The following is a 26,970-nucleotide window of genomic DNA, read 5'->3' on the forward strand; positions in this document are numbered from 1 at the left end:
GGAGGGGAGCAGGATGTCAGCAGAATTTGAACTGACGCGCAATATAACGATCGGCCAGTACCTTCCCACGGGTTCAGTCATCCATCGTCTCGATCCCAGATACAAAGTGACAGCGTTTGTCATCATGATCTTGGCGATCGCGGTGTGCAATACGTATCTCGGCAACCTGTTTGCGCTTGCGGTTTGCCTGGTCATGTTTCGGCTTTCCCATATTCCGCTTCACTACGGGATCTCCGGGGTCAAGCCAGCGGTGCCATTCATCATTATTCTGGCGATCATGCAGCTGCTGTTTTACGGTGAAATAGCCCGTGGAGGGACCATTTACTTCCAATACGGCTTTGTCACCATATCCAGCGAGGTCATCCGGCTGGTCGTCGTTTCCGCGATGCGCTTTGTGGAAGTCATTTTTCTGTCCAGCGTGCTTACACTGAGCACCTCGACGACTGAGCTGACCCATGGGATGGAGCGGCTTTTGGGGCCGCTGGAGAAGGTGAAATTCCCCGTGCATGCGTTCGCTTTGATCATCACCATCGCGATCCGCTTCGTCCCTACCTTTGCGATGGAAATGGAAAAGATGATGAAAGCGCAAGCCTCCAGAGGAGCCGATTTTGGCACAGGCGAGTGGTGGAGGATCGTGAAACGGACAAAAGATATGTTTCCGATTATCATCCCGCTCTTTAACGTCGCTCTTTCCCGGGCAGAAGACCTGATTCTCGCTATGGAAGCGCGTTGCTATACGCCTGGTGCCGCTCGTACTCGCTATGCCCATTACCGAGCGACACCAAAGGACTTTGCGGCGGTCGGGATCTGTATGATTCTCGCTATTGTCATGCTCATCATTCCGTGGTGAGGAACAAATCGGGCTGGCCCGTCTTCTGCGGGTAAAGTGCGCGGGGGATCGGGTTTCGGTCTGCTGCGACGGGAGTCCTCCCTACCGGGGAATCCAATAAAAAAGCGAACGAAGGAGGAGAAAGCATGGAAAAAGGGTTGACGGTGCGAAAGATTGTCATCGCTGGTGTGCTCGGAGCCATCGCAATTCTGCTCGGAGTCACCCGTCTCGGCTTTATCCCTGTGCCCACGGCAGCCGGGAATGCGACGATCCTGCACATTCCGGCGATTATCGGCGGAATCATGGAGGGCTGGGGCGTTGGTCTCATCATTGGCCTTATTTTTGGTGTCTCTTCATTTTTAAACGCAACTGTCCCTCTGTTCAAAGATCCGCTGGTAGCGATACTGCCTCGCCTGTTCATCGGCGTGGTCGCGTACTTCACCTACGTGGGCTTGCGGCAATTCAACCAGTATGCAGCGATTGGCGTCGCCGGCTTTGTCGGTTCCATGACCAATACGATCCTCGTCCTGGTCATGGCGGTCATCCGCGGCTACATGCCGGCGGGGGTGGCAGCGACTGTCGCCGTGACCAGCGGGATTCCAGAGGCCATTGTTTCCGTTATCGTGACATTGGCCGTCGTAGTTGCATGGAAAAAGATTGGCTCCTCGGGCAAACAGAAGTCAAAAATTTCTGGAGATTTCAAGTGATGAACGGAACGATTACAGATGTCCCCGGCATTCTCGTCGGGCACGCGGAAGATACCGAAGCATTGACAGGCTGCACGGTTATTTTGGCAGAACGTCCTGCCGTTTGCGGGGTGGATGTCCGGGGCTCAGCTCCGGGCACCCGCGAAACCGATTTGCTTGACCCGATTAACCTCGTAAACAGCGTGCATGCGATTTGTCTGTCAGGAGGAAGCGCCTACGGTCTGGATGCGGCAAGCGGTGTGATGCAGTACCTGGAGGAGAAGGGAGTGGGACTGGACACAGGCTTTGGGCTTGTGCCGATTGTCCCTGCGGCCGTCTTGTTTGATCTCTCTGTCGGAAACCCGCGGATCAGGCCAACACGGGAGATGGGATATTTGGCTGCTTCTCGGGCGAGCCGGCAGCTTGTCCCGGAAGGAAACGTCGGTGCTGGAACAGGGGCCACTGTCGGCAAGCTGAATGGCTTTGCCCATGCGATGAAAAGCGGAATCGGCTCTGCTTCTCGCAAATATCCAGGGGGACTTTTGATCGGTGCGATAGTCGCTGTAAATGCAGTTGGCCATGTCCAAGAGCCGGATACAGGACGTATTCTGGCCGGACCTCGGGATGAGGACGGAACGATTCTGAGCAGCCTCGATGTCATGCAGAAACAAGCTTTTTCCCTCATACCCCCGGGCACGAATACGACGATCGGGGTCGTCGCCAGCAATGCCATCCTTACGAAAGCGGAAGCAAACAAAATCGCGCAAATGGCACATGACGGGCTGGCCCGCACCATTTGTCCCATCCACACCATGTACGACGGGGATACGCTGTTCGCGATGGGGACCGGTCAAATAGAAGCATCTGCAGATGTGATCGGAGCTCTTTCGGCCGAGATACTGGCTGAGGCAGTCATTCGTGCTGTCAGAGCGGCAAAGCCTGCAGGCGGACTGCCTTCATGCGATTCGATCAAAAGCTAACATCGGAAAGGGGCGTAATCATGATGAATCAAGTCATATCGAGTGTCGATGAAAAAGAAGTGGTGCGCTTGACACAGGATTTGATCCGCATCCCCAGCGTCTATCGACCCGGGCAGGCAGATGGCAATGAAGAGCGGGTCGCCCAGTTTGTGGCTGATTATTTGCGGCAGATGGGACTTCAGGTTTTTTATGAGGAAGTGGTGCCGGGACGGCCCAATGTCATTGCCTTTTATGACTCCGGCCGTCCGGGCAAAACGCTCCTCTTTGAAGCTCACACGGATGTCGTTACCGAAGGAGACCGCGATGCCTGGAGCTATGATCCGTTTGGGGGCCATATTTCGGGCAACCGCATCTACGGCCGGGGCTCATGTGACACAAAAGGCAATCTGGCGGCGGTCATTTGCGCCGTAAAGGCCATCCAGCGATCGGAGCTGCCGTTTTACGGAAAAATCCTGCTCTGCATTCCTTGTGACGAAGAAGGAATGATGATCGGCATCAAGGATTTCATTCGCAGGGGATGGGCCAGGGGCGTAGATGCCGCGATCATTTGCGAGCCGGAGGAAAATCAGTTGTGCATTACCCAGAAGGGCGCCATGCGAGCGATCCTCCGTACCTATGGGAAAATGGCTCACGGTGCTATGCCGCTGACTGGCATCAATCCGAACACGCGGATGGCCAGAGCCATCGTGGCTCTGGAGGAGCTGGAAAGAAAGGAAATGGCTCGGTTGGGAAATCATCCAATGTTAGGATGGCCCAGCATCACGCCGACGATTCTGCAGGCTCCCGTCAGGGGAGAAGCGCAGATCAACGTCGTCCCGGACCAATGCATGACGACACTGGATATCCGTACCGTCCCGGGACAGGACCATCAAGCCCTGCGGCAGGAAATGAATCAAATACTGGAGCAGCTTGCCCGTGAGGACGACCGCTTCAAAGCGACGTTGGAGGTCATCGAAGAAAGGCCATGGACGCTGACTCCGATGGATGCCGAGGTCGTGACAGCGGTCAGCGAGGCATATCGGGAGCTAACGCGAAAGGAGCCGGTGTACAACGGCGTTCCCGGCGCGACCGATGGCACCTTTCTGCACCAGGCGGGAATCCCGATCCTGACTACCGGTGCTGGGGATCGCCACATCCCGCATCATGCCGATGAATACGTGGATATTGATCAGCTGGTCGAATCGACACAGTTATTCGCCTTGTCCGCGCTAATGTTTCTAAAACAGCCCGTCAATGCGTGAATGGCGATACAGCGGGACACGAACCTTGCTTCTTTTCAAGAGCAAGGTTTTCTTGCGACTGCAGAAGGAGCGGATCGAAAAAATATATTGGTAAAACTTGCTCTCTCCATAAGATTTTTTTTACAATAGAAAGAAGGCTGACCAAGATAAAGGGGGCACGTCCGCATGGATATGCGTTGGAATCTGGACGTATTGTATACGTCTTTCGAAGCACCTGAATTAAAACAAGACTGGGAGAAGCTTTCTGCGGCCATCGAAGAGCTGCAGAAATGGGCAAAGCAAAACCTGCAATCGCAGGCCGACGCAGTCGAGAAAATGGAAGCGTACATAACCAAGCTGACCTCAATCCTGCAGACACAGTCCCGTCTTTACGGCTTCGCCGAGCTGACGGCAAGCGTAGATGCGAAAAATGAAAAGGCGTTGCAGCTCGTGGAACGGATTCAGGATCAAGCTGTCGAGCTCGTGGAGCCTGGCGTTCTCTTTCAAAAGTGGCTGGGTGGACTCGAACAGTTGGATATGTTGATCGCGAAATCACCTCTGCTTGAAACCCATCGTTATTTCCTTACTGAAACGGCAGAGAAGAGCAAATATTTGCTAAGTGAAAAAGAAGAAATCATTCTGGCCAAAATGAAAAACACAGGCTCCAATGCCTGGGCAAAACTGCAGGAGATGCTCACCTCTACCCTTTTGGTCGAGATTACGGTCGATGGCGAACAAAAACAGCTACCTCTGCCAGTCGTCCGCAATATGGCCTTTGAAAAAGATCCGGAGCTGCGGAAAAAGGCTTACGAGGCGGAGCTTGCCGCTTATAAAAAAATTGAGGAATCATCCGCTGCCAGCTTGAACGGAATCAAAGGAGAAGTGATCACCATAACCAAGCTGCGCGGCTATGAGTCTGCGCTGGATAAGACGCTGCAGGACTCCCGCATGGACAAAGAAACGCTGGATGCGATGCTGACGGCGATGCGCGAAAGTTTGCCTGCGTTTCACAAATACTATCGGGCAAAAGCCAAGCTGCTGGGGCATGAAAACGGACTTCCGTTTTATGATATGTTCGCGCCGGTAGGAGAAGCTGACATGCGATTTACGTATCAGGAAGCGCGCGACTTCATCGTCAAGCATTTTGGCAGTTTCAGCGAAAAGCTGGCACAGTACGCGGCGAGGGCCTTTGACAACCGCTGGATTGATGCAGAGACAAGAGAAGGAAAGCGCGGCGGAGCATTCTGCTACAACCTTCACGTCGTCAAAGAGAGCCGTATCATGTCCAATTTTACGGGAAGCTACAACGACGTCAGCACGCTCGCCCATGAGCTGGGCCACGGCTATCACGGGGAATGTCTCGTTGGCGAGGCCTTCCTCAACAGTGATTATCCGATGCCGATTGCAGAGACGGCATCCATCTTCTGCGAAACGATTATCGCCAAGGCCGCATTGGAACAGGCATCCGAGGAAGAAGCATTTGCGATCCTGGAAAACGACCTTTCCGGAGCAGGTCAGGTCATCGTCGACATTTACAGCCGGTACCTGTTTGAGTCCGAACTGTTTAAACGGCGCGAGGACGGTTCCCTCTCTGTAAACGAGCTGAAGGCAATAATGCTTCAAGCGCAAAAAGACGCTTATGGGGACGGGTTGGACCACGAAGTGCTGCATCCGTATATGTGGGTGTGCAAGCCTCACTATTACTATGGCGACTACAATTTCTACAACTTCCCATACGCATTCGGCCTCTTGTTTGCGAAAGGGCTGTACGCCGAGTATCGCAAGCGCGGGCAGTCGTTCGTCCAACAGTACGACGAGCTTTTGGCCGTTACCGGCAAAAAGAAAATCGCGGATGTGGCAGCGATCATGGATGTCGATGTGCGTTCCGTTGATTTTTGGCGCGGTTCGCTGCAATTGATTGCCGAGGATATTGACCACTTTGTCAGCCTGGCTGCATCCCGGCGTTAAATATGTACGATAGACAAAGAAGAGCCTGATGGATCGGGTTCTTCTTTTTTTGTATAGGGTTGGCGCTGTCAGGAGAGCATAAGAGAAGCAACGGGAATCATCAAAGAATTGGCGACGAGGTGATACTGTGTTGAACGGATTGCAGTTGTTGGACATGTTACGGGAAACGGAAAACAAAATGCTGCATTTACATAGAGCAATCGACCGAGTAAGCAGCGAACCGGACTTTAAAGAGACGGTCAGTGTGTTGACGGTTGTAGTGCGCGATTATCAGATGCAGCTGGACAAAATGAAGCATGCGCTGCGCAACATTGAAATCAGCCATCAACAAAATCAAAACGGACAGCATGAAAACACGCAGCACTAGATATGAAATGCCTTCCAATCGGATATGGGAGGCATTTTTTTTTGGGAGCAACCTACCATTTTTTTGAAGGGATCAGGACCCATTTTTTCATCCGCTGGTATGGAAAGCTGTGCGTTTTTTCCGAACTCTTCTGATCATGTTGCAGGACTCTCCACATAAAAAACGTGGGAAGATGGGTACAAATATGCCGTTTGATTACATTTTCATGACAAAGGTCAGCAAAAGGAAGCAGGTACCCAGTGACTATGGTCGGTGGCGATATTCTTGCTTATAATGACCGACAAGCGTGTCTGACAATAACAGGAATGGAGCAATCGAAATGGGGAAGACAGTGATTCGCAAACGGATCGGGTGGCTCTTTCTCACGGTTTTTGCGGGCTTGTTATGCGCGTACTTTATTTATGGGAATCCGACCCTCGCCCGTGTCGAAACATTGAAAACAGAGGAAGGCTACAGCCTGAAATTCCGTACGAACCAAGATCAGTTTCAGGTGTACGAGAAAGGAACATGGAAGCCTTACTTTGTAAAAGGGATCAATATGGGAGCATCGCTGCCCGGTCATTACCCGGGAGAGCTGCCGATCCAGAAAGCAGATTACCTTCGTTGGTTCGGAATGATACACGAACTGGGTGTGAAGGCGGTCCGTATTTACACGATCCATCAGCCTGTCTTTTATGAAGCGCTTGTCGAATTTAATCAAAAGCATGCGGAAGACCCCCTCTATTTAATCCAGGGGATCTGGTCTCCCGAAGAAGCGCTGATTGAAAAAAAAGACGCGTTTTTGCCGGAAATACGCAAGGAATTTCGCGATGAAATCGAAGCGGCTGTTAGTGCTGTATACGGAGATGCGACGATACCAGAGCGAAAGGGGAAGGCGAGCGGGACCTATACAGCGAATGCGGGTCAGTATCTATTGGCCTGGCATATCGGAACAGAGTGGGACCCCGAAATGGTAAAGAACACCAACCGGATTCGAAAGGAAGAGCCGCGCTATCAAGGAAAGCATTTTCAAGCGACAGAGAAAGCAGCTCCTTTTGAATACTGGCTGGCAGAAATGCTCGACTATACAGCCGAACTTGAATCCAGACACGGCTGGCAGCATCCGGTAACCTTCACCAATTGGGTGACGACAGATCCGCTGGAGCATCCGGGAGAGCCGATGATTCACGAAGACATGGTAAGTGTTGATCCGACACATATCGAGTCCGTAGGGTGGGAAGCCGGGTATTTCGCAGCCTATCATGTCTATCCGTACTATCCTGATCTCTTCCGGTACGATGACACTTTGAAAAATGTTCGCAATGAAAAAGGAGAGATCGATACATACAAAGCGTATCTGCGAAAGCTGAAGGCACATCATCCGAATATACCGGTGATGGTAACCGAGTTTGGCGTCCCCTCTTCAGTGGGAGTCGCACATCTGGGAACACTTGGCCGAGACCAAGGCGGACATGATGAACGAGAGCAGGGCCGGATCAATGGAGAGCTGCTGCACGAAATATCCGTAGAAGGATATTCGGGAGCGATCTTGTTTACGTGGCAGGATGAATGGTTTAAACGGACGTGGAATACGATGCGCTTTGAGATCCCGGAAGACAGCCGCGCCTATTGGAAAAATGAACTGACGAATGAATCGTTCTTTGGCTTATTGGCAATGGATGCCGGGTTGGAGAATGTGATCAAGATCGACGGGAACCCGGACGATTGGGACAAGCTGAAGGAAGGAGAAAAGGCAAAGCTGAATGGAGGTTTGGACGGCGTTCAGGAGATATGGGCTGCACATGATGAAGCATATGTCTACTTTCTGATCCATCTTGAGCAGGCGCTGCAGCCGGAGCGCGAAAGCTTGGTCATCGGAATCGATACGCTGCCGGGCGGCAACAGAAAAACAGCAGAGCTGCCAGGACTGCATCTGGATGAAGGGTTGGAAGCTTTCATCCGTTTGGGGACAGCCGAAGAAAGCGAGGTCAAAATCGCATCGAACTACGACTTTCACAAACGGCTGTACGGGAAGCGCTACGGCATGATTCCGTACACAGACGCCGAGCGAAAAGACGATTCGGGTTTGTTTGCAGTGTGGAAGCTGGCCGTCGGACTGGAAATGAGTCCGCCTGATACGAAAGGAACGCATCCTTTCGAGGATGTTGCCGTCGGCCAGATGAAGCGGGGAACCAACGTCCCGGGAAAAGAAGGGTACAGTTCGCTCGCAAACTGGGAGGCGAGTGGCGAATGGGTGGAAGTTCGTGTCCCCTGGATGCTGCTCGGATATACCGATCCCAGCACCAAGCAGGTGATGAGTTACGAGGATAAGGGGAAAACCTTGACTTCGACGAAATCTGCCGGTATCCGCGCGATTGCGATGCGCCAGGACAAAACAAGCGGAAAGATTCAGGGGCTTTCAGCGGAGCAGATGATCAAGCTGACCGAAATCGGGCGCTATACATGGTCCGAATGGAGCTTGCCCCGGTACTCGGAACGGAAGAAAGAGAGCTTTTCCATCTATCAGAAAGCCTTGCAATCGATTCCTACTTACCGCTAGCAAGAGGAAGGAGAGTTGGCAGAGGGATGTTTCAGCATTTGCAAGCAGCGTATTTGTTTCTGATCGTTTCATCGGCGTTGATCGTTGCAGGGATCATTGTACTGCTTTGCCTGAAATACAGACATTTGTACGTGACCCGGGAAAAGCAGCGATTGGCAGCAAAGCACCAGGACTATATTGCCTATGTCCTTTCCCATTTGGATGAGAAACAGCCGTTGGAAGTGCCTGCCGTTCCACTGGGAAAACGGGATTTGCAGGTTCTGGAGGAAAAACTGATTGAAATCGCCGAGCGCGTAAAAGGCAAGCACCGCGAGCAACTGACAGCGCTTTTTGAAAAGCTGGGACTGCCCGAGCTGGAATTGGGACGCTTGAAACAGCTTCCCGGGCCGATGCGGACCGATGCTGCATACAAGCTGGGAGCGATGGGATATGAGAAAGCGACACCGGCGCTGTTTTCCATCCTTGAGGCAGAGAGTGACGAGGCTGGCCGGTACATCATCGCAAGGGCCATCGCCCGTTGTACCCGGAGTGTTTCCGACCTGCGCGTGATGGTGGAGAAAATGGTGGAGTCTTCTCCGGACTCTCCACGGCTGCTGGCGGAGGTGCTGGGGGATTCGCCGCTTGATGTTTTGCCTTTGCTGCGCGAGTGGATAAACAGCGGTGACTCCCGTTTGGCGCTTGTCGCAATGGCGGGCTTGCCGGCAGCGAATCTCGATGATCCGCTGGTTGACAGCCTCTGGAAGCTGCTCGAGGCGGAGGAGAAAGAGGTGAGGATCCAGGCAGTCCGACTGATTGTATCAGGTGAAAGAGTTTCAGCCGATCAGATCAACGTGCTCATGGCAAGCCCTGACTGGGAAGTTCGTGCGATTGTAGCGAAAGCGATGGGGGCTTGGCGGGAAGCGGATGATATCCCCGTCCTCCAGCAGGCGATGGATGATCAGAGTTGGTGGGTGAAATACCATGCCGCTCGCAGCCTGGTCAAAATGGGAGCGGAAGGCTTCCAAGCGTTGTGCGAAGTCGCTTCCCGAACCCCCCATAAGGAAACAGCAGATCTGGCGATGCAGCAGCTTCAGGAAGCCCTGCATGAGGATAGGACTGCAGGGCAAGGAATGCCCGGCTCTTATGAACGGGATCACAAGCTGACGATCTATCACTCCTATTTCAATCGCCAAAAGGAGCGAGCCATCTGATGATGGAAAAGGAGGAACTATGCGCGAGTTATTGCTTGGATACGGATTGTTTGCGATGTACTACGTCATCGTGGTCAATTCGATCTATCTTGTCATCAACATCTTTTCACACTTGAATATTTCCACGATTATTAAACGTGCTCGCTTTTCGAGGTTTCAATCACTTGCTGGCTCCAAAAGAGTACCGCCGGTCTCGATTTTGGTGCCGGCCTACAACGAAGAGCTGACGATTATCGAGAATGTTCGCTCTCTGTTGGCTTTGCAATATCCGGAGTATGAAGTCATCGTCATCAACGACGGCTCCAAAGATGACACGCTGAACGTCTTGATTCGCGAGTTTGGATTGAAGCGGCAAAGCCATGTATCTGTCCGAAGCGTGGTTCCTTCATCAGCGCCATCCGGTATTTACCACAATCCGCAATACCCGCAGTTGTATGTGATTGACAAAGAAAATGGCGGAAAGGCCGATTCGCTGAATGCAGGGATCAATCTTTCTCATTATCCGCTGATTGCCTCGATCGATGCGGACTCTCTTTTGGAGCGGGACGCTTTGATCAGGCTGGCGCAGGTGTACATGGAAAATCCGGAAGAGACGGTAGCGATCGGAGGGAATGTCCGGATTGCCAACGGCTGCCGGATCGAAGACGGAATGGTCAAGGAAGTGCGTCTTCCAGACAAAATCCTCCCGATGTTCCAAACAATCGAGTACATGAAAGCCTTTCTCGGCGGTCGCATTGGCTGGAGCTCGATTAATGGATTGATCATTGTCTCCGGGGCTTTCGGGCTCTTTCGCAAAGACTGCGTGATTGCTGTCGGGGGCTACCGGGAGGGGTACCCCGGCGAAGATATGAACATCATCATCAAGCTTCACAAATACATGCTGGAAAACAAAAAGAAATATCGCATCGCGTTTTGCCCGGATGCCGTCTGCTGGACGCAGGCTCCCGATAGCCTCCACATATTGGCGAGCCAGCGTAAAAGATGGGGGCGCGGAAATCTGAAAAACATGATTGAGTACCGGCATATGCTGTTTAATCCGAAGTTCAAGATCATGGGCCTGTTGACCATGCCTTACAACGTCCTTTTCGAGACGCTGAACCCGTACTTTAAACTGACCGGATTTCTCGCCCTTGTCGGGTACAGCTTATACGATATGACACACGCCCATATCGTTTTGATATTCCTGGCGATCAACCTCTTGTACGGTTATTTGCTGACGATCAGCGGGATTTTGCTGGAGGAGTTTGCTTTTCGCCGATATACAAAGCCAAGCGATCTGATGAAGCTTCTCGGGTACGGGTTCCTGATGTTTTTCGGGTACTACCAGTTGGGGGCCATATGGCGTGTGCTGGGGCACATTGATTTTCTGCGGAACAACAACACCTGGGGCGTCATGACACGCCAAAGCTGGCAGGTAGAGACTCGCCAATCCTGACGTCCGAAGAGAGGAGTGGATCCGATGGAAAAGAAAGACAGACGTTATATGCGGCCACCTGGCATACCGGAAAAACTGGCGTATTTTATCCGGTATTATGAGGCAAGCGATCTGTCCTGCGGGATGATTGCGATTCGATGCCGACACAGTGGAGATTTGGAGTGGAAAGAGTTGCAGCAGTTTCTGGCAACGAAAGAGCCGAAACAAGCGGCGGAGCTGTTTTACGAACAGAGCTCCGGACGCCTCGTCATTTTGCTGGACGATGTGAGTTTGGCTCAAACGCATTACACTGCGCTGGCGATAAAGGAATATTTGCAAAGCAATGAACAATTGGCCGAGGGCATATGCGTAGCTTCCTATCCGGAAAGCGGTGATTCTATGGAAGCCATTTTATGGGAAATGACAGAGCGCTTGTACCAGACGGCTGCCATGCCTTCCGCTATCCAGGTAGTGAAAGGCCATGATCACAAATGGGAACGTCGTCCCCGCCTTCTCTTGGTCGAAAATGACCCTGTGATCCAGCAAATCTTGTCCGTTCGTCTGGCTCGGCACGGCTATGAAATCCATCTCGCCGAAAACGGTATGGAAGGGAAGGAAAAAGTCGAGCAGGTGCAGCCGGACCTGGTAATTACCGAACTGACACTTCCTGTCATGAATGGCTATCAGCTGATTGACTGGCTGCAACAACAGCATGAAACGACGGAACGTTGCAAAATCATGGTATTGACGGACAGACGCCTGGAAGAGGATATGTCCCAGTGTTTTCGCCGAGGGGTTGCGGACTTTTTGACCAAACCGTTTTCCCCTGTCGAACTGGACTGGAGAATCAGGCGTTTGCTCGTTTCCTAGATACAAACAACCGGAGGGATGCCAGATGGATCGATTTACAGCACTTCAACAAAAAATCGAAGCAAAGACAGCGAAGGTAGGAGTCATTGGACTGGGGTATGTGGGACTTCCATTGGCAATTGAGATGGCCCGAAACGGATTTACCGTCTTCGGAATTGATCTGGACCTGAAAAAGATTGAAACCTTGCAGCGAGGGGAGTCCTACATACGCGATGTGCCAAATGATCCTGTCGACCAATTGGTCAAGGAAGGAAAATTCATCCCCACGACCGATTATCGGGTACTGAAGGAGCTGGATGCCATCAGCATCTGCGTTCCCACCCCGCTTAGTGAAAACCAAGATCCGGATACCTCGTACATTTCCCGCGTCGTCGATCAAATCAAGCATCATATCCAAAATGGGCCGTTGATCACGCTGGAGAGCACGACTTATCCGGGCACTACCGAAGAATTGATCCAGTGGGAACTGGAAAGGATGGGCTATCAGGTAGGGAATGACTTTTTCCTTTGCTTCTCGCCGGAGCGTGTAGACCCGGGGAACAGTCGTTTCTCTACCAAGAATACGCCCAAGGTCATTGGCGGGACGACGGAAAGATGCCTCGCACTCGGTGTTCAACTATATGGCAACTTCATTCATCAAATCGTCCCGGTATCATCGACCAAAGTAGCGGAAATGTCCAAGCTGTTGGAAAACACCTTCCGCAGTATCAACATCGCGTTTATAAATGAAATGGCCTTGATGTGCGAGCGAATGGGCATCGATGTATGGGAAGTGATCAAGGCGTCTTCCACCAAGCCGTTCGGATTTATGCCGTTTTACCCCGGACCGGGAATCGGCGGCCACTGCATCCCGCTCGACCCGATGTATTTGTCTTGGAAGGCGAAAGGATACCGCTTCTTTAGCAAATTCATCGATCTTGCCCAGTCGATCAACAACAGCATGCCAGATCATGTGGTCTACAAGACATCCGTGATTCTCAACATGTACGCAAAGTCGATCCGCAACTCAAAGGTATTGCTGCTCGGCATGGCTTATAAGCCTGATATCGACGATTTGCGCGAGTCGCCATCGCTGCAGGTGTATGAGTTGTTCAAAGAAGCCGGGGCACTCGTTGACTACTATGATCCTTATGCCAAGACATTCGTGGATCAGAGCGGGAAAGAGGTGAGGAGTGTAGCATACGACGCGAAAGCGTGGAGAAGCTATGACTGCATGGTCCTGTTGACCAATCACAGTGTCTTTAACTACCGGGAATTGGCGGAGATGGGAGTCGCGATACTGGATACGCGCAATGCGTTTGACGGCATACAAGCTCCGCATCTCTACAAGCTGGGCACTTCCGTAAAAACCATGCAAGCGCCTGAGGCCTCATTAGCGATTTAATAATAGGAAGGTCTTTCGTGACTTTCGGCTAGCAAGCTGAAGGTTGCGGAAGACCTTTTTCGTTGGGAGGCAGCAGGGGCATGAGCGGCACGCACCGTCTGCCTCTCCCTGCACACGGCACGGCGCTGCGTGGCGGTAGTCGGACCACACCTGCTTGGGAGTCGGCCCCGGTACGACAAGATTATACAAATGGTGAAAACGACCGCTCATTTGAAGCGGTTTTTTAAGCAGGGTAATAGATGATCATACTCATCCGTGTCATCGTTTCTCCGGTATTGCGGTAGGAATGCGGTCGATCGGCCTTGAATCGGATCGAATCACCGTTTTTCACCGTATATTCGATGTTGTTTACACATACAGTTACTTCCCCGTCAAAAACCGTTATAAATTCCTCAGTCCCGTCTCCGTGCGAATCCGATTGAAAGGAACCGCCTTTTTCGATTTCAACAGAATAAACTTCAAAGCGTTTATCCTCCTGGAAGGGAAAGTAGGGGTAAACGCGATACTTCCCATCGTCTTCAGATAATGTTTGAACCTCGCTCCGCAAGACCACTTTCGTATCGGGTTGCGGATGATTGATGAGGGAAGTGAAGGAGATCTTCAAGCCATTTGCGATTTTCCAGATCGTTGTAATCGTGGGGCTCGATTCGCCTCTTTCAATTTGACCGATCATTGTTTTGCTGACTCCAGTCAGTTCTCCGACCTTTTCAAGAGTCAGTTTCTTGCTTTCTCGGATGGCTTTTAAGTTTTTGGCAATGATCAGATTGATCTCTTCCATACACACACTCCTTATTTACAATATGACGTCCAATTTGTACAATATAAAGTAAACCGTTATAACGGTCGCTGTCGTCGTTATAACACATTCGGTAAAGGAGGTTCCCAGATGCCTTTCTTTTCATTATTGCTCTACGCTTTTGTTTCCAGCTTTACGCCAGGACCCAATAACATTATGGCAATGGTATTTGCCAATAAGTACGGTTTTAAGAAGACGCTGCGGTTTTGTTTCGGAGTTGGTTCAGGCTTTTTCATCATTATGTTACTGTGCAGTTACTTTGATCTCCTGCTGAAAAGCTTCATTCCGAAAATGGAATGGATCATGACGGTTTTAGGCGCAATCTACATGGTGTATTTGGCTATTAAATTGATTATCAGCAAACAGCATGAAAATGACAATAATGGGGACCAAAACAGCTTCATAACAGGCATGCTCTTGCAATTCGTCAATCCAAAAGCTATCTTGTACGGCATTACGATCGTTTCAACCTTCATTCTCCCGTATCACACTTCGAATCTCAGCTTGATCGGGTATTCCTTTTTTCTGGCGGTCATTGGTTTTATGGGTACGATCAGTTGGAGTGTGTTTGGTTCCGTTTTTCAAAGGTTCTTATCCAAGTACAGGAATCAGTTTCAGGTAGTTATGGCATTGTTATTGGTATTTACCGCTATTTCGATTCTTGTGCATTAAAGAAAAGAAAGAGAATTGATTCCAAAGAAAAAGGGACAGCTCTTCAGCTATCCCAAAAGGTGACTTACAGTTGGCCCACGAACGATGCCTAGCACGCTTGGAAGCTTTTCGATTCTTCCAGGCGGGCAGCTATCCTTCTACTCATCAGAGTAACGTTTGACCCCGAAGAACGGATAGAGCTTATGCATATTCGACAGCTTTTCGTAGCGGACGTCGTCGCCATTGGCATGAACGATCAGATCGTCGCCGAGATAAATGGCTACGTGGGATACGCGGCCTCTTCCCATGGTGTCGTAGAAGACGAGGTCACCAGGTAGAGCATCATCCAGTGAGACTGCCTGTCCGCCTTGAAATTGTTCTTCGGAGGTGCGAGGCAGGGTGATTCCCAGCTCTTTGAATACATAGGAAGTAAATCCGCTGCAGTCAAATCCGCTCGTCGTCGTTCCGCCCAATACGTAAGGGGTGTTCAACAGCGGTTCGAATGCTCGATACAACTCTTTGGTTGAGAATGAGCTTTTCTTGCGCTTTTTCGATTCTTCTTTAGAAGAGGATTCGGAAGAGGAGGACACCTCATCCAAATAATCGGTCGCAACAAATGATTCGTCTTGACCAAACGAAATCTTGGTCCATTCCGCTCCAGGGTCCAGGACATCTACGACCGCGCCCATTGGAAGCTTTCCGATCACTTCTGAATCGAGTGTAGGGGACTTGCGGACATTTACGATGTCACCGGTAATCCGTGCTTTTATCCCGGCCCCAATGCTAGATGACTTCCCTTGGGAAACGATATCGGCAGGAGCTTCGTTTACCGCCGACTCAGCAGCCGCATAAACAGGGGGAGTCGCTGTACCCGGCAAGGAAAGGCTTTGACCGATCGACAGCCGATCAGATGACAACTGATTTACTTGCATCAACTCTTGAACCGTTGTCTGATTCTCCCTGGCGATTTTCATCAGTGTGTCGCCCGCTTGAACCACATACACAGGGGAAGAAGCGTGGGCAGTCACTGGCATGAATGCGCAAACGGAGAGGATGGCGAGTATTCGTGTCGTTTTTTTCATAGAAGATCGTCTCCATTTTCTACATGATTCCGCATTGTGCTACATTAAATTGTAGCGAAAAATGGCTGGTAAATCTATGAAAACTTTTTTTGAAAAATCATAGAAATAGTTCTTGTTTTCTTTTTGAGGACATGCTATATTACAAGAGTCGCCGCTAGAAAGCGCGGTGCCATCGGAAAATGGAGCTGTGGTGAAGTTGGAGTTCACGCCGGTCTGTCACACCGGAGGTCGCGGGTTCGAGTCCCGTCAGCTCCGCCATTTTTACGAAGAAGCAACGAGTCTCTCGCCCGTAAACGGGTTCACCCTTTCAGCATGGACGTGCCGGTGTAGCTCAATTGGTAGAGCACCTGACTTGTAATCAGGGGGTTGTGGGTTCAAGTCCTATCGCCGGCACCACTTTACAACTTAATAGCTTGCGGTCGTGGCGGAATTGGCAGACGCGCTAGATTCAGGTTCTAGTGGTGGCAACACCGTGGAGGTTCAAGTCCTCTCGACCGCATCAACCAAGTAATGAAGAGCTCTTGAATTTGTCCTATGGACGATTCAGGAGCTTTTTGCATATGCGGGACTGATACGGGAACCCGTTTTGCCCTGCTCCTCGCAGAGACTACTAGCAGAGTACGGACCAAGTATGTTATTGCAAATTGGAGTCGAACTGTATATTATGGATATTGCGGGTCTGTAATAGTTATTATATGAAGTAGGGAGGAGGGGAAACATGCAGTTGCAAATAAGCATTGCAATCTCGATGCAGACAAGAAGCGATAAGCTTTTTGCATCTTAATTACGGATATTACAAATCCATAAAGGAGTGTTAATGGTGGGAAAACAACTGCTTGATGTAGCGATTATTGGCGGAGGTCCGGCTGGGTTGAATGCTGCCCTCATGCTTGGGAGAGCGAGAAAAAATGTGGCGGTGATCGATGAAGGCCATCCCCGCAATGCGGTGACTCGCGAGACCCACGGGTTTCTTACCCGTGACGGAATAAGTCCAGGTGAATTTCGGCGAATTGCGAAGGAGGAGATAAGCGCCTATCCGTCCGTGTCTTTCGTGGCGGATACGGCCGTTTCGATCACGGGATCAGATGGACATTTTCAAATTATGACAGAGCAAGGTAAGACTTTTGAAAGCAGAAAGGTGCTGTTTGCCATAGGAATGAAGGATCGGCCGCTGGACATTCCTGGACTAGCGGAAGTTTACGGAAAAAGCGCCTTCGTTTGCCCGTATTGCGATGGCTGGGAATTAAGCGACCAGCCGCTAGTCATCATTAACAAGGGGGCAGAGCTTATGCACTTCGCTCCATTGATTTCCGGATGGACGAATCGTTTTGCCATCTGCACGAACGGCCCCGATGAGCTGACGGATGCACAGCGCGAAGAGCTAAAGCGACATCAAGTCCCCCTATTTGACTCGCCGATTCAATCCATTGACTCCAGCGAAGGAATCGTCCGTCAAGTGGTTCTCGAAGACGGGACAACCATTCCGTGCAGGGGGATCTTTTTTAAACCGGTGCTGGTCGCGGGATCGGAGCTGCCGCGAACGATCGGATGCCGCATCACGGAAGCGGGAACGGTCGTTGTCGACGAGTTCGGGAAAACGAATGTCCCGGGCGTCTATAGCGCCGGAGATGCGGCATCGCGGCTCTATCAGGCGATTGCTGCAGCTTCTATGGGCGCATTTGTCGCTGCGGCCATCAATAATGAATTGAATATGGAGGCTTGGAGGAGAAACGGCTGAAGTTTCTTGCGGCAGATTTCGTCAGGTATTCAGGTACGAGGGGAGTTTCCAAAGAAAAAGTTGACGGTAGATATTTTACCTGCGTTAAATGGTCCTTATTTTGCCGGGCTTTTAGATGAGTTTCTGTCTTGGCGATTCGTTTTTTGGCTGGTGCTTTCTTTCATTGGCTTGTCTGAAGTGCTGACGATTCCCGCATTTCGCAAATTTTCGGTGAGAGAAGAAAGCGGCCTCCAACAACGGCCGCAAAGAAGGATATGTGGTGCTCCTGGCCGATGGAACGTGTTTGCTGTTGACTGGACGCGGTTTTATAACCGATTGGAGAGGGATGGCGCTTGCAGCAAGTGGGAGTGCTGATCATGATACAGCCCTTGCGAAAGCTGCTCCCCGAGGGTACTTTCCGTGCAAGGAGAGGCATGCCCGCGACCATTGGCTCAAGTGGGTTGTTTGTCGCTTGCTATCATGCCACTGAAAGTAACGTTGCATTGGGTTTGTTGACAGGAATATTGCTGGCATTGTCTTTGCAATTGCTTTTTGTTCTCTTGTGCTTTGCGATTTCCTTTCACATCAAACAAAGGTGTAGACTAACGAGCCGGAGTCCTCCATATGATTTGGATGGAACAGTCCCCCTGCAAAGCGGCAACGGGGTGCCTTTCCCATTTTCCCAAAGTCCGCTTTACATCTCCATCGTCTGCGAATATAATAATTCTTGTCGCTTGCGGTCGTGGCGGAATTGGCAGACGCGCTAGATTCAGGTTCTAGTGGTGGCAACACCGTGGAGGTTCAAGTCCTCTCGACCGCACCATATGTAAACATAAGGCCCTTCAGATTCTTCTGAAAGGTCTTTTTTTGTCTGAATATATTGCTGAGAGGGAAAGGGAAATATACGATAAAATAACAATTGTAGATATCGTAACCGGAGGCTTAAAATAAACCATTTGTCATTGATTATCGATAAGCTGTAGATCTATTGCACAAGACTCAGCTTGGTGGACCCATCCACTGGAAACAACAAATGAATAGAGGGCTACTATGGACGAGATAAAAATAATCCTAAGAGAGCAGTATGGTATCGATTGCAAAAATGTTTCGCCGCAGCAGGGGGGATGGTCTGCGCTGGCCTACAAAGTGTTTGATGATCGGTGTACTTATTTCCTGAAGGTTTATGAAAAAAACAGAGCATCTACCTCCAAGTGGACTACTCTCGTTGATACGTACATGCCTGTCACCGTTTGGCTCCAGCAAAATAGCGGCTTGAAGGGGAAAATTCCTGTGCCGCTATTCACAACAAATGGCGATTATAAATACGAAAGTAAAGATGCCATCTATCTTCTTTTTCAATATATTGACGGAGAAACGATTGGCAATCGTGAGTTAAGCAGGGAGCAGGTTTGTCAGCTCGCGGAAATCGTTGCGGAGCTCCATTTGTATGGGGAAGAAATCCCTGTTCAAACAGAAGGACTCCGGGAAGTTTTTGAGGTTCCGTTTTTGCAGGAGCTGAGGAACGCATTGGATCACGATTGGAACAAGCTGTCAACGGATGTTGTGAAAATGATCGAACCAAAGATGGAACGTATCAAGAGCCTGTCCGATAGCATTCGCAGGCTGTCTGCAAGGTTGAAAAACAGTCATCCCAAACTGGCTCTATGCCATACCGATATCCACAATTGGAATTTGATGCTGGCCGAAGAGAAGCTGATTCTGATTGACTGGGAAGGACTTACAGTGGCTCCCGTAGAAGCCGATCTGATGTTCCTGGTTGATCATCCGCATTTCGACACATTTTTAAGCGTCTATCGGAAACGCCATAAAGACTATTCCTTTAACCCCGATGCCCTCCAGTTTTATCAGGAGAAACGGAAATTGGAAGACATGTGGGAATTTGTTCAGCAGCTTTTATTCGATGAGCAGGATGCCGGGGAGAGAGCCGCAACGATCAGCTTGTTGGCGAAAGAGTTAAAAACGCTCGTTTAGATCATATAAGTGCTGCGATAGCCGTTTCGGTGGTAGAAGGAGCAGGAAGGAACTGTGAGGGACTTTGGCAATTTGAGTGCTTTTGTGTTGAGACTGGCCGTTTCCATGGGCTTAAAGCATGCCTATAAACCTGTTTTAAGACTGAAGCACACGATATAGCGCACTGGAATAACGGAAACAGAGCGGCTGCAGCAGGGTGAAAGCAGCCGCTCTGTTCTTTTGTTAGCGTGAAAGGACATGCACGGGGCAAAAAAATCAAGAGTCTGCCATGACCGGAAGCTCGATCTCGGCTCGCAGCCCTTTCCCCGTATCGCTCGTCAGGATCAGCCTTCCCTGATGGGCTTTGGCAATCCGCGCGACCATCGGGAGGCCGAGTCCGTGGCCGTTCTGTACAGGGCTCTTTCTCTTGGTCGAGTACGGCAGCTCCAGCAAATCGGCAAGCTCGCTTTGCGGTATTCCTTTTCCGTTATCCGTGACGGTGAAGCGGCACGTTTTTTTGTCGGGGGAACGCATGATTTGCAAAAGAATCTGGCAGCCCTCTCGATTGTGAAGCATGCTATTTTGCAGAAGGTTGGCAATCGCCCGCTGCAGCAGTCTTTCATCACCATTGACCTTGATGTTCTCATCCTCGACAGCCAGTTGCAGGGAGAATCTCTCACCGACATCATGGTTGTTGAGAAAGTCTGATACGGCCTGCCGGGCAAGCACCGGCAGCCTTACAGCCTTCCAGCTTACCGGCTGCATCTCGTACTCAAGCATGGAGACCAAATGGAGATCGCTGACAAGGGAACGAAGCTTTTCCCCCTGCCGCCGGATAATCGCGGCTTTTTTCCGTTGTTCATCCGGCAAGGTCTCGCTTTCCTCCAGTTGACTGGCATACCCAAGCACCATGGAAAGCGGTGTCCGGATGTCATGAGAGATACCGGCAATCCAGTTGAATCGCGCCTCATCTCTTGCTTTCAGCTTTGCGTTCTTTTCTTGCAGCAGCGCCGAAGTGTGATTGATGCTCTTTGCCAGGCTGCGCAGCAATCCCTTCGGCTCGACATGGGCAGGCTGCTCGTGGGCGAGACCGTGAATGCCGTCGATCAGCGGGGTTATGGATTTAATCAGGAGGGTGCCGATGACAAGCGACAGCAGCAGGGCGAGGGCAATGTTCCCGAAGATCATGCCGACCAGCCGGAGGGGAACGCTGCTGATCCAGTCAAGCGGAAAACTGAATTGGTATTTTGCCACGCTGTCCTTTGGATACCCGACAACGACAAGGCCATCGGGATGCTCCCAGATGAAAACGGGATAATCCATAACGTAATGCCGGGAGAGCTTTGCCACATCCGTTAGCGAATAGGCACGGGGCAATTCATCCGGCAGCTTAAAGCCCCATGCCACCTGTCCCTGCTTGTCGATGAGCATGGCCCAAGCATTGTGCTGCACAAGCAATTTTTCCGCCCTTTCAGCGAGCGCATAGCTGCCGCTGCTTCCATGAAGTCCCTCTGAAGCCCCGCGTACGACATCCTCAGGCGTTTTTCCAACGTTCATTCCATTAAAAAACCATGTCCCGAGCACTACGTAATTCAGGATGAGCAGAAACACCGAAATAAGGATGGTTGAGATTACGAAACGCCGCAAAATATGAATGGCCCCGTTCATGCCCGATCCTCGCTTGCCATCAGCTTGTAGCCCAGCCCTCTTACAGTCAGCAGGTGTTCAGGGGAGGAGGGATCCGACTCGATTTTTTCCCGGATGCGCCGGATGTGAACCATGAGGGTATTTTCGTATCCAAAGCTGTCGTCACCCCATACCGCGTTGCACAAAGCGTCGCTTGTGACGATGCGCCCGCGGTTTTCATACAGCTTTTTCAGCAGGGCATGCTCCTTGGCGGTCAACGGCTGTTCTCCGCTCGCGCTGCGTACCACGCCCCCTTCCAAATCGACAGTAAAGCTCCCCAGCGCAAAAACAGGCAGCCGCTCCTGCTTTGGCGGAGCGTACACGCGCCGCAATATGGCTCCCAGGCGCAGCATAAGCTCGCGAGGCAAAAACGGCTTGACAATGTAATCGTCGGCGCCGAGGCCAAGCCCGAGGATCCGGTCTTCATCCTTGTTTCTGGCCGAAAGAAAGAGCACAGGTATGTCTGAAATTCTGCGCAGGGAAGAAAACAGGGAAAAGCCGTCCCCATCCGGCAGCATGACATCCAAAATGGCAATGTCCGGCTTGTCCGACAGGCAGACCTCGATCGCCTCGCTGCAGCTTGCCGCATGGAATATCCGAAAAAAGCCTTCCTTTCGCAAAAAACTGTCGATCATCTCGCGTATTTCATGCTCATCATCCACGATGAGCACTTTCTTTTGCTTGATCTGGTCCATTCGTCATCACCTGTTTACAAATATACAGCAAAATTCCGGCGATTTCGCGATAACTCGAAGTGTTTCCCGTGATTTAAGGTCGCTGTAAGGTTGCCGTCAGTATCCAGAAAGATGCCGCTGTTATGCTCAAATTGCGATACTAAAATCAGCAGCAAACAGAGTGGAGTGAAAAAAGATGAAAGCAATCGTCTCAACGCATAATCTTTCCAAACGATATGGCGACGCTTATCGGGTGAACGAGGTGAATCTCGAGGTGCATGAAGGGGAGGTGTACGGCTTTTTGGGGCCCAACGGAGCAGGAAAGTCGACAACGCTCAAAATGCTCTTGGGGCTGGTCAAGCCATCAAGCGGAAAGGTTGTTGTATTTGGAGGGGAGTTTGACAAAAACCGGCTGTCCATTTTGCGCCAGACCGGTTCGCTCATCGAGTCTCCTTCGTACTACGGACATTTGACCGGTCTGGAGAACATGCGGATCATGCAGCGCCTGCACGATGTCCCGGACAAAAATGTATGCGAGGCACTCAAAATTGTGCGGCTGGAAAACCACAAGGACAAAAAGGCTGGACTGTATTCCCTTGGAATGAAGCAGAGGCTTGGCATTGCAATGGCTTTGATCGCTTTTCCGAAGCTCCTGATCCTTGACGAACCGACGAATGGACTTGACCCTGCGGGTATTGGTGAAATTCGCGAGCTGATCAAATCATTGCCGCAGCGCTACGGCATCACCGTATTGCTTTCCAGCCATTTGCTGTCAGAAATTGAGCAAATTGCTACTTCAGTCGGCATCATCAGCGATGGGAAACTGCTGTTTCAGGGCAGCATGGAAGCTTTGCAAAGCAAGAGCCAGCCTCGTATTGCGATAAAAACGGTGGATAACGAAACGGCGCATGTCCTGCTCTACAGGCAAGGCTTCCATTCAGTTATCGAGGATGATGCCTTGATAGTGAAAGAAATGAATGACGAGCAGACCGCTTTCGCAAACCGAATGCTTGTCCAGGCGGGCATCGATGTGATTCGGATTGAAGAGCGAAGGAAAAGCTTGGAGCGCATCTTTCTTGAGCTTACAGGAAAGGAGAAAAGCCTTTGATGAAAGCAGTTCTACTGGAGTTCTATAAGCTGCGCCGCAAGCGGGTATTTCTCATGATCGTACTGTTTCTGTTGGTAGAAATAAGCTGGGCCTTCCTGTCTGTCAGCATGGCCATGTCCCGGAATCCGGATAAAGCGGGATGGGAGGGGATAGTTGTCACGATTGCCTCCATGAATGGGCTGTTTCTTCCGATCCTTTCGGCAGTGGTTGTGTCTCGCATCTCCGATATGGAGCATACAGGAAACACGTGGAAGCTGCTAATGGCGGCATCGCTTCCACGCAGCAGGATTTATGCCGCAAAATATGCTTGTGCCTGCCTGCTGATGTTGTTGGCCATGATCCTGCTCAGCATAGCGATTGCAACATTTGGATTGGCAAACGGCTTTGCGCAGCCGCTGCCGCTTTCTTTGCTGCTCCGATTTATGTCAGGCACCATGCTGGCAAATATGGCAGTCATCGCCTTGCAGCAATGGATTTCATCTGCTGTCAAAAATCAAGCCTTTGGACTCGGTTTGGGGATGGTTGGCGGCTTTATCGGGATGACGGCCGATCTTTTTCCGGAAGCGGTCCGGCGCATCTTTGTCTGGTCTTATTATACGGGGCTGTCTTGTGTCACGTACAAATACGAGAACGGAACGATGGAGTTTGTCACCCGCAGCGTCGAGCCGGCTTTGCCTCTCGCTGTGGTTTTGATGGGAGGAGCCGTTTATCTCATCGGGAGTATCCATATGTCCCGCAAGGAAGAATAAGGGGGGGAACCATGTTGATAAAAAGTTTGGCTGCCGAATGGTTGAAAATGCGCAAGTCGTACATTTGGAGCATTCTGGCGGCACTGCCTGCTGTCAGCATCTTGATTGGCACCGCCAATTATTACCCAAACAAAAGCGTGCTCACCAATGGATGGTACAGCCTATGGACACAAGTAAGCCTGTTTTACGGGGAGTTTTTCCTTCCCGTTCTCATTGCCATCTGCTGTGCATATCTATGCCGTCTCGAGCATTTCAACAAAAACTGGTACCAGGTGATGACGGCCCCGGTTTCCCGGTCTGCGATTTTCATTTCGAAACTGGCTATCGCCGGGATAATGATGCTCATTGTCCAGGCATTTTTCCTGCTGCTGTATTTTTGCGCAGGGAAGGCGCTGGGATTGGCATCGCCATTTCCAATAGAAACCGTTGGCTGGATGAGCCGCGGCTTGTATGCATCCATCGCGATCAGTGCGGTACAGCTTGCTCTATCGATACGCATCCGCAGCTTCGCAGTCCCAATCGGCATCAGCATTTGTGCAGCGTTTATCGGTCTGGGGATGTATGTGATGAAACTCGGCATGTTTTACCCGTATTCTCTCTTGACGATCGGGATGGGCGCATTGAGCCAAGAAAGTTTGACAATCGCGGAGAACGGTCTCTTTTTGGCGATGAACAGCTTGTTCATTGTCATTGTCTCGGCTATTGCGATCAGGTATCTTTCAAAAAGAGATGTTGTCGCATGATATTTGTCGCATGATATATAGAAGAAAGACAAAAAATGCTTACAAAAGATTATTAACTTACATTCTCTGAAGCTCTGCGCTACAATAAGGGTACCGTACATATGGAAGGAGCTTTCAGAATGATCATCGAAATTTTCCAGGACACGGTTTGTCCGTGGTGCCGGATCGGTAAAAAGAATGTATTTGACGCTATCAAACAGTGGGAAGGAGAACCGATCACCATCCGCTACCGGGCTTATCAGCTCAACCCGGACACGCCCAAGGAAGGCGTTCCCTTCTGGGAGTACATGGGGGCGATGAAAGGCGGAATCGAAGGGGCTAAACAAATGGTGCAGCATGCCGCCAATGCGGGTGAAGCAGCAGGGATCCCTTTTCAGTTTGATCAGGTTTCCGTTTGGCCCAATACGCTTGCTTCCCATCAGTTGATCAAGCTGGCTCCTCCAGAATTGCAGACCGAAATGGTAGACGCTATATACCGGGCTTATTTCGAAAATGGGCAGGATATCGGTCAATTGGATACGCTCGTAAATATAGCGGGTCTTCTCGGCATGGACGAGATCGAAACGCGCCTGCTCATCGAAAAGGGCGAGAAACTGGATGAAATACGCGAAGACCTCGAGTATGCGAAGCAACTGCAAATTACCGGTGTGCCCTTTTTCGTGGTTGATGGGAAATTGGCTCTATCTGGAGCGCATCCGGTCGAGAACTTTCTCAAAGCCTTCCGCCAGGTGTCGGAAACCCCATAGCATAGCGATTGCCGCCCGTTGTGAGGGCGGTTTTTTCATGCCTCCCCATGAATCCGCTCTCCAAGATTTACAGATTGAGTCTTGACAATAACCTTGCTAAAGTGGTAGAGGAACCGGTGAATCGTTGACCAAAGCCGGCTTTCTCAATTTATCGAAGAAAAGCGGGGGAGAGTTAGTGAAGAATCGATCTCGTTCCTGTCTATTCGCTCTACTGGCAGGGCTTGTGATGACTGTAATCCATGTTCCGGCGGCAAGCGCAGCGGGCACTCCTGATCCATCTGCACCGGGTCAATCGGTAACGAGTGGAGCAACTGCCGCCGTGCCCGGTTTTGACCGCGAGAAGCTGATCGAACGTCTTGGAGTAGATGAGGAAGATGTCGTGGGACTGTACTACACCTCTATGGCTGGCAGCTCTGAGAGTCGCATTCATAACATCAAAAAAGCGATGAGAAAAATCAACGGGGAAAAGATAAAGCCCGGAGAAGAGTTTTCCTATAATAAGGAAGTAGGCAACTCCAACCTGGCCGAAGATGGCTGGAAGGAAGCGCATGTCATCCAAAACGGCCAGTTGACCGAAGGATACGGCGGAGGAATCTGTCAAGTCTCCTCGACGCTGTTCAATGCAGTGATGGAAGCGCAGCTGTCGATTGTAGAACGGCACTCTCACAGCAAGACCGTCGGCTATGTACCCGTCGGACAGGATGCTACCGTCGCATATGGACTTCTTGACTTCAGATTTTCCAATCCATACGACTACACCTTGAAGATCAAGGCCAAGACTTACGATGATACAGAGGTGGTAATTGCCATCTTAAAGAAGTAAAACGGTACCAGCATAAACACATAACTGACAGGGATGGCTATGGCGTGTAGACAGATGATAGGTCTGTTACACGTCTTTTTTTTTGCCTTTCAAGCAGAAGTGGAATTCCACCCTCTATGATAAAAGAAAGGCGGCTTGCTCGTTTTGGACTCCTTCCGAGCGAACATACTGTTTGGTAGGAGGGATTTGCATGTACGTTGTCGTTCGAGAGGAAACAGAGGGAGTTCTTGTGCACGTAATGGGAGAAAAGCTTGCTCTTGGAAAAGATGGCGCCTTTCTTTTGCCCGGGCGCCTGATCCATGCACTGAAACCGGAAGACCTGCCGGAGGGGGTCTCCTTTTCTCTCGAAGATACGCTTCCATGCGGGGCAGGGTTTTATCAGGAAGATCATGTAGTGTTTCGCCGGGAAGAAAAGTCACTTGCGTTTCAAGTCGATGTCACCTCCAGCTATGATCCCGAAACGTGGGACGGATTGTTTCCGCTTGGAGACACCCTGCGTGCGCGATATCACGTGCTGAAAACCATTCGGGATATCGATATAAGTGCAGTCTGCCTGGATGAGAAGGCCTTTCTTCTTTCTTACCGTCTGCACTGGCAGGCACTGGAGGAGGAAGATCTGGACAGCATGCTGTTGGCCGTTTGCGTAGCGATCGGGACGCTGGAGAACAGAGGCAACGAGCGCTTATGGTACGGCGGAAGAGATGAAAACGGCGGCAATGATTTCTGTCCGTGAAAAACAAACAGTGATATAGTAAAAGAGGGAAAATTGGGCAAGAG

General features: G+C 50.7%; 24 protein-coding genes and 4 tRNA genes. 24 read left to right on the plus strand and 4 right to left on the minus strand.

Annotated elements, in window-relative coordinates; translation table 11 throughout:
* Positions 1-13 precede the first annotated feature (13 nt).
* From NST37_RS11995 to NST37_RS12045, 11 genes are all read left to right on the plus strand, one after another.
* Complete coding sequence (locus NST37_RS11995; protein ID WP_003386968.1) at positions 14-850, plus strand: energy-coupling factor transporter transmembrane component T; 837 nt, start codon at positions 14-16, stop codon at positions 848-850.
* 125 nt (positions 851-975) lie between these two features.
* The gene (locus tag NST37_RS12000) at positions 976-1,536 is read left to right on the plus strand and encodes an ECF transporter S component (RefSeq protein ID WP_003386967.1); all 561 of its coding nucleotides are present in this window, start codon (positions 976-978) and stop codon (positions 1,534-1,536) included.
* Positions 1,536-2,495 carry a P1 family peptidase gene (locus tag NST37_RS12005; protein ID WP_024985044.1) on the plus strand — a complete coding sequence of 320 codons (960 nt, stop codon included), beginning with the start codon at positions 1,536-1,538 and terminating at the stop codon, positions 2,493-2,495. Before NST37_RS12000 ends, NST37_RS12005 begins: the two co-directional genes overlap by 1 nt.
* A 23-nt stretch (positions 2,496-2,518) precedes the next feature.
* Positions 2,519-3,736, plus strand: a complete 1,218-nt coding sequence (locus NST37_RS12010) for a M20 family metallopeptidase (RefSeq protein WP_339186782.1) — start codon at positions 2,519-2,521, stop codon at positions 3,734-3,736.
* Positions 3,737-3,901: 165 nt separating this feature from the next.
* Positions 3,902-5,683, plus strand: coding sequence for a M3 family oligoendopeptidase (locus NST37_RS12015; protein ID WP_031933293.1), 1,782 nt, complete (start codon positions 3,902-3,904; stop codon positions 5,681-5,683).
* Positions 5,684-5,810: 127 nt separating this feature from the next.
* On the plus strand, positions 5,811-6,050 hold the full coding sequence (locus tag NST37_RS12020) for a hypothetical protein (protein WP_003386963.1): 240 nt from the start codon (positions 5,811-5,813) through the stop codon (positions 6,048-6,050).
* A gap of 319 nt (positions 6,051-6,369) precedes the next feature.
* Complete coding sequence (locus NST37_RS12025) at positions 6,370-8,589, plus strand: hypothetical protein (protein WP_339186694.1); 2,220 nt, start codon at positions 6,370-6,372, stop codon at positions 8,587-8,589.
* A 26-nt stretch (positions 8,590-8,615) separates the two neighbouring features.
* A complete protein-coding gene (locus tag NST37_RS12030) occupies positions 8,616-9,779 on the plus strand; it encodes a HEAT repeat domain-containing protein (RefSeq protein WP_024985046.1) in 1,164 nt (387 codons plus the stop codon).
* A 19-nt stretch (positions 9,780-9,798) separates the two neighbouring features.
* Positions 9,799-11,214 (plus strand): glycosyltransferase, encoded by a 1,416-nt coding sequence (locus tag NST37_RS12035; protein ID WP_339186696.1) that lies wholly within the window; start codon positions 9,799-9,801, stop codon positions 11,212-11,214.
* Between the two features lie 24 nt (positions 11,215-11,238).
* Complete coding sequence (locus NST37_RS12040; RefSeq protein ID WP_003386957.1) at positions 11,239-12,063, plus strand: response regulator; 825 nt, start codon at positions 11,239-11,241, stop codon at positions 12,061-12,063.
* Positions 12,064-12,088: 25 nt separating this feature from the next.
* Positions 12,089-13,447 carry a nucleotide sugar dehydrogenase gene (locus NST37_RS12045; RefSeq protein WP_003386956.1) on the plus strand — a complete coding sequence of 453 codons (1,359 nt, stop codon included), beginning with the start codon at positions 12,089-12,091 and terminating at the stop codon, positions 13,445-13,447.
* A gap of 223 nt (positions 13,448-13,670) precedes the next feature.
* Here the strand turns inward: NST37_RS12045 and NST37_RS12050 are convergent, their stop codons facing one another.
* Positions 13,671-14,225, minus strand: coding sequence for an XRE family transcriptional regulator (locus NST37_RS12050; RefSeq protein ID WP_003386954.1), 555 nt, complete (start codon positions 14,223-14,225; stop codon positions 13,671-13,673).
* 108 nt (positions 14,226-14,333) lie between these two features.
* On the opposite strand from NST37_RS12050, the gene NST37_RS12055 reads away from it, so the two are divergent.
* Positions 14,334-14,915, plus strand: coding sequence for a LysE family transporter (locus tag NST37_RS12055; RefSeq protein ID WP_003386953.1), 582 nt, complete (start codon positions 14,334-14,336; stop codon positions 14,913-14,915).
* Between the two features lie 137 nt (positions 14,916-15,052).
* Here the strand turns inward: NST37_RS12055 and NST37_RS12060 are convergent, their stop codons facing one another.
* Entirely contained in the window at positions 15,053-15,976 is a 924-nt protein-coding gene (locus NST37_RS12060) for a C40 family peptidase (RefSeq protein WP_243014010.1), read from the minus strand.
* A 181-nt stretch (positions 15,977-16,157) separates the two neighbouring features.
* Between NST37_RS12060 and NST37_RS12065 the strand changes: the two genes are divergently transcribed.
* The 6 genes from NST37_RS12065 to NST37_RS12090 all read left to right on the plus strand — a co-directional run bounded on the left by NST37_RS12065 (position 16,158) and on the right by NST37_RS12090 (position 19,685).
* Positions 16,158-16,234 (plus strand) — tRNA-Asp (locus tag NST37_RS12065).
* A gap of 62 nt (positions 16,235-16,296) precedes the next feature.
* A tRNA-Thr gene (locus NST37_RS12070) sits at positions 16,297-16,372 on the plus strand.
* Positions 16,373-16,391: 19 nt separating this feature from the next.
* A tRNA-Leu gene (locus NST37_RS12075) sits at positions 16,392-16,475 on the plus strand.
* A gap of 321 nt (positions 16,476-16,796) precedes the next feature.
* On the plus strand, positions 16,797-17,714 hold the full coding sequence (locus tag NST37_RS12080; RefSeq protein WP_122958575.1) for an NAD(P)/FAD-dependent oxidoreductase: 918 nt from the start codon (positions 16,797-16,799) through the stop codon (positions 17,712-17,714).
* A 715-nt stretch (positions 17,715-18,429) separates the two neighbouring features.
* Positions 18,430-18,516 (plus strand) — tRNA-Leu (locus NST37_RS12085).
* A gap of 227 nt (positions 18,517-18,743) precedes the next feature.
* Entirely contained in the window at positions 18,744-19,685 is a 942-nt protein-coding gene (locus NST37_RS12090) for an aminoglycoside phosphotransferase family protein (protein WP_339186698.1), read from the plus strand.
* Between the two features lie 255 nt (positions 19,686-19,940).
* On the opposite strand, the gene NST37_RS12095 is transcribed toward NST37_RS12090, so the two are convergent.
* Positions 19,941-21,332: a HAMP domain-containing sensor histidine kinase gene (locus NST37_RS12095; RefSeq protein ID WP_122958577.1), complete on the minus strand. Its 1,392-nt coding sequence runs from the start codon at positions 21,330-21,332 to the stop codon at positions 19,941-19,943.
* Entirely contained in the window at positions 21,329-22,045 is a 717-nt protein-coding gene (locus NST37_RS12100) for a response regulator transcription factor (protein WP_003386945.1), read from the minus strand. The genes NST37_RS12095 and NST37_RS12100 overlap by 4 nt, the downstream gene beginning before the upstream one ends.
* A gap of 175 nt (positions 22,046-22,220) precedes the next feature.
* Here NST37_RS12100 and NST37_RS12105 point away from each other — a divergent pair, with 175 nt between their 5' ends.
* The 6 genes from NST37_RS12105 (at position 22,221) to NST37_RS12130 (ending at position 26,926) form a co-directional block, all read left to right on the plus strand.
* Positions 22,221-23,132: an ABC transporter ATP-binding protein gene (locus tag NST37_RS12105; protein ID WP_039071133.1), complete on the plus strand. Its 912-nt coding sequence runs from the start codon at positions 22,221-22,223 to the stop codon at positions 23,130-23,132.
* Positions 23,132-23,881 carry an ABC transporter permease gene (locus tag NST37_RS12110; RefSeq protein ID WP_339167947.1) on the plus strand — a complete coding sequence of 250 codons (750 nt, stop codon included), beginning with the start codon at positions 23,132-23,134 and terminating at the stop codon, positions 23,879-23,881. Before NST37_RS12105 ends, NST37_RS12110 begins: the two co-directional genes overlap by 1 nt.
* Positions 23,882-23,892: 11 nt before the next feature.
* The gene (locus NST37_RS12115) at positions 23,893-24,624 is read left to right on the plus strand and encodes an ABC transporter permease (protein ID WP_339186700.1); all 732 of its coding nucleotides are present in this window, start codon (positions 23,893-23,895) and stop codon (positions 24,622-24,624) included.
* A 119-nt stretch (positions 24,625-24,743) separates the two neighbouring features.
* A complete protein-coding gene (locus NST37_RS12120; protein ID WP_024985057.1) occupies positions 24,744-25,370 on the plus strand; it encodes a DsbA family oxidoreductase in 627 nt (208 codons plus the stop codon).
* Between the two features lie 226 nt (positions 25,371-25,596).
* A complete protein-coding gene (locus tag NST37_RS12125) occupies positions 25,597-26,193 on the plus strand; it encodes a VanW family protein (RefSeq protein ID WP_024985058.1) in 597 nt (198 codons plus the stop codon).
* A gap of 190 nt (positions 26,194-26,383) precedes the next feature.
* A complete protein-coding gene (locus NST37_RS12130) occupies positions 26,384-26,926 on the plus strand; it encodes a hypothetical protein (protein WP_003386939.1) in 543 nt (180 codons plus the stop codon).
* Positions 26,927-26,970: the final 44 nt, after the last annotated feature.

This window comes from Brevibacillus sp. FSL K6-6036 (assembly GCF_037964015.1).
GTDB lineage: Bacteria > Bacillota > Bacilli > Brevibacillales > Brevibacillaceae > Brevibacillus > Brevibacillus borstelensis.

What these genes read in the sequence shown, in the direction of transcription:
- NST37_RS11995 (WP_003386968.1), top strand. Translation starts at nt 14, where the DNA reads ATGTCAGCAGAATTTGAACTGACGCGCAATATAACGATCGGCCAGTAC.
- NST37_RS12000 (WP_003386967.1), top strand. Translation starts at nt 976, where the DNA reads ATGGAAAAAGGGTTGACGGTGCGAAAGATTGTCATCGCTGGTGTGCTC.
- NST37_RS12005 (WP_024985044.1), top strand. Translation starts at nt 1,536, where the DNA reads ATGAACGGAACGATTACAGATGTCCCCGGCATTCTCGTCGGGCACGCG.
- NST37_RS12010 (WP_339186782.1), top strand. Translation starts at nt 2,519, where the DNA reads ATGAATCAAGTCATATCGAGTGTCGATGAAAAAGAAGTGGTGCGCTTG.
- NST37_RS12015 (WP_031933293.1), top strand. Translation starts at nt 3,902, where the DNA reads ATGGATATGCGTTGGAATCTGGACGTATTGTATACGTCTTTCGAAGCA.
- NST37_RS12025 (WP_339186694.1), top strand. Translation starts at nt 6,370, where the DNA reads ATGGGGAAGACAGTGATTCGCAAACGGATCGGGTGGCTCTTTCTCACG.
- NST37_RS12030 (WP_024985046.1), top strand. Translation starts at nt 8,616, where the DNA reads ATGTTTCAGCATTTGCAAGCAGCGTATTTGTTTCTGATCGTTTCATCG.
- NST37_RS12035 (WP_339186696.1), top strand. Translation starts at nt 9,799, where the DNA reads ATGCGCGAGTTATTGCTTGGATACGGATTGTTTGCGATGTACTACGTC.
- NST37_RS12040 (WP_003386957.1), top strand. Translation starts at nt 11,239, where the DNA reads ATGGAAAAGAAAGACAGACGTTATATGCGGCCACCTGGCATACCGGAA.
- NST37_RS12045 (WP_003386956.1), top strand. Translation starts at nt 12,089, where the DNA reads ATGGATCGATTTACAGCACTTCAACAAAAAATCGAAGCAAAGACAGCG.
- NST37_RS12050 (WP_003386954.1), bottom strand. Translation starts at nt 14,225, where the DNA reads ATGGAAGAGATCAATCTGATCATTGCCAAAAACTTAAAAGCCATCCGA.
- NST37_RS12055 (WP_003386953.1), top strand. Translation starts at nt 14,334, where the DNA reads ATGCCTTTCTTTTCATTATTGCTCTACGCTTTTGTTTCCAGCTTTACG.
- NST37_RS12060 (WP_243014010.1), bottom strand. Translation starts at nt 15,976, where the DNA reads ATGAAAAAAACGACACGAATACTCGCCATCCTCTCCGTTTGCGCATTC.
- NST37_RS12090 (WP_339186698.1), top strand. Translation starts at nt 18,744, where the DNA reads ATGGACGAGATAAAAATAATCCTAAGAGAGCAGTATGGTATCGATTGC.
- NST37_RS12095 (WP_122958577.1), bottom strand. Translation starts at nt 21,332, where the DNA reads ATGAACGGGGCCATTCATATTTTGCGGCGTTTCGTAATCTCAACCATC.
- NST37_RS12100 (WP_003386945.1), bottom strand. Translation starts at nt 22,045, where the DNA reads ATGGACCAGATCAAGCAAAAGAAAGTGCTCATCGTGGATGATGAGCAT.
- NST37_RS12105 (WP_039071133.1), top strand. Translation starts at nt 22,221, where the DNA reads ATGAAAGCAATCGTCTCAACGCATAATCTTTCCAAACGATATGGCGAC.
- NST37_RS12110 (WP_339167947.1), top strand. Translation starts at nt 23,132, where the DNA reads ATGAAAGCAGTTCTACTGGAGTTCTATAAGCTGCGCCGCAAGCGGGTA.
- NST37_RS12115 (WP_339186700.1), top strand. Translation starts at nt 23,893, where the DNA reads ATGTTGATAAAAAGTTTGGCTGCCGAATGGTTGAAAATGCGCAAGTCG.
- NST37_RS12120 (WP_024985057.1), top strand. Translation starts at nt 24,744, where the DNA reads ATGATCATCGAAATTTTCCAGGACACGGTTTGTCCGTGGTGCCGGATC.
- NST37_RS12125 (WP_024985058.1), top strand. Translation starts at nt 25,597, where the DNA reads ATGACTGTAATCCATGTTCCGGCGGCAAGCGCAGCGGGCACTCCTGAT.
- NST37_RS12130 (WP_003386939.1), top strand. Translation starts at nt 26,384, where the DNA reads ATGTACGTTGTCGTTCGAGAGGAAACAGAGGGAGTTCTTGTGCACGTA.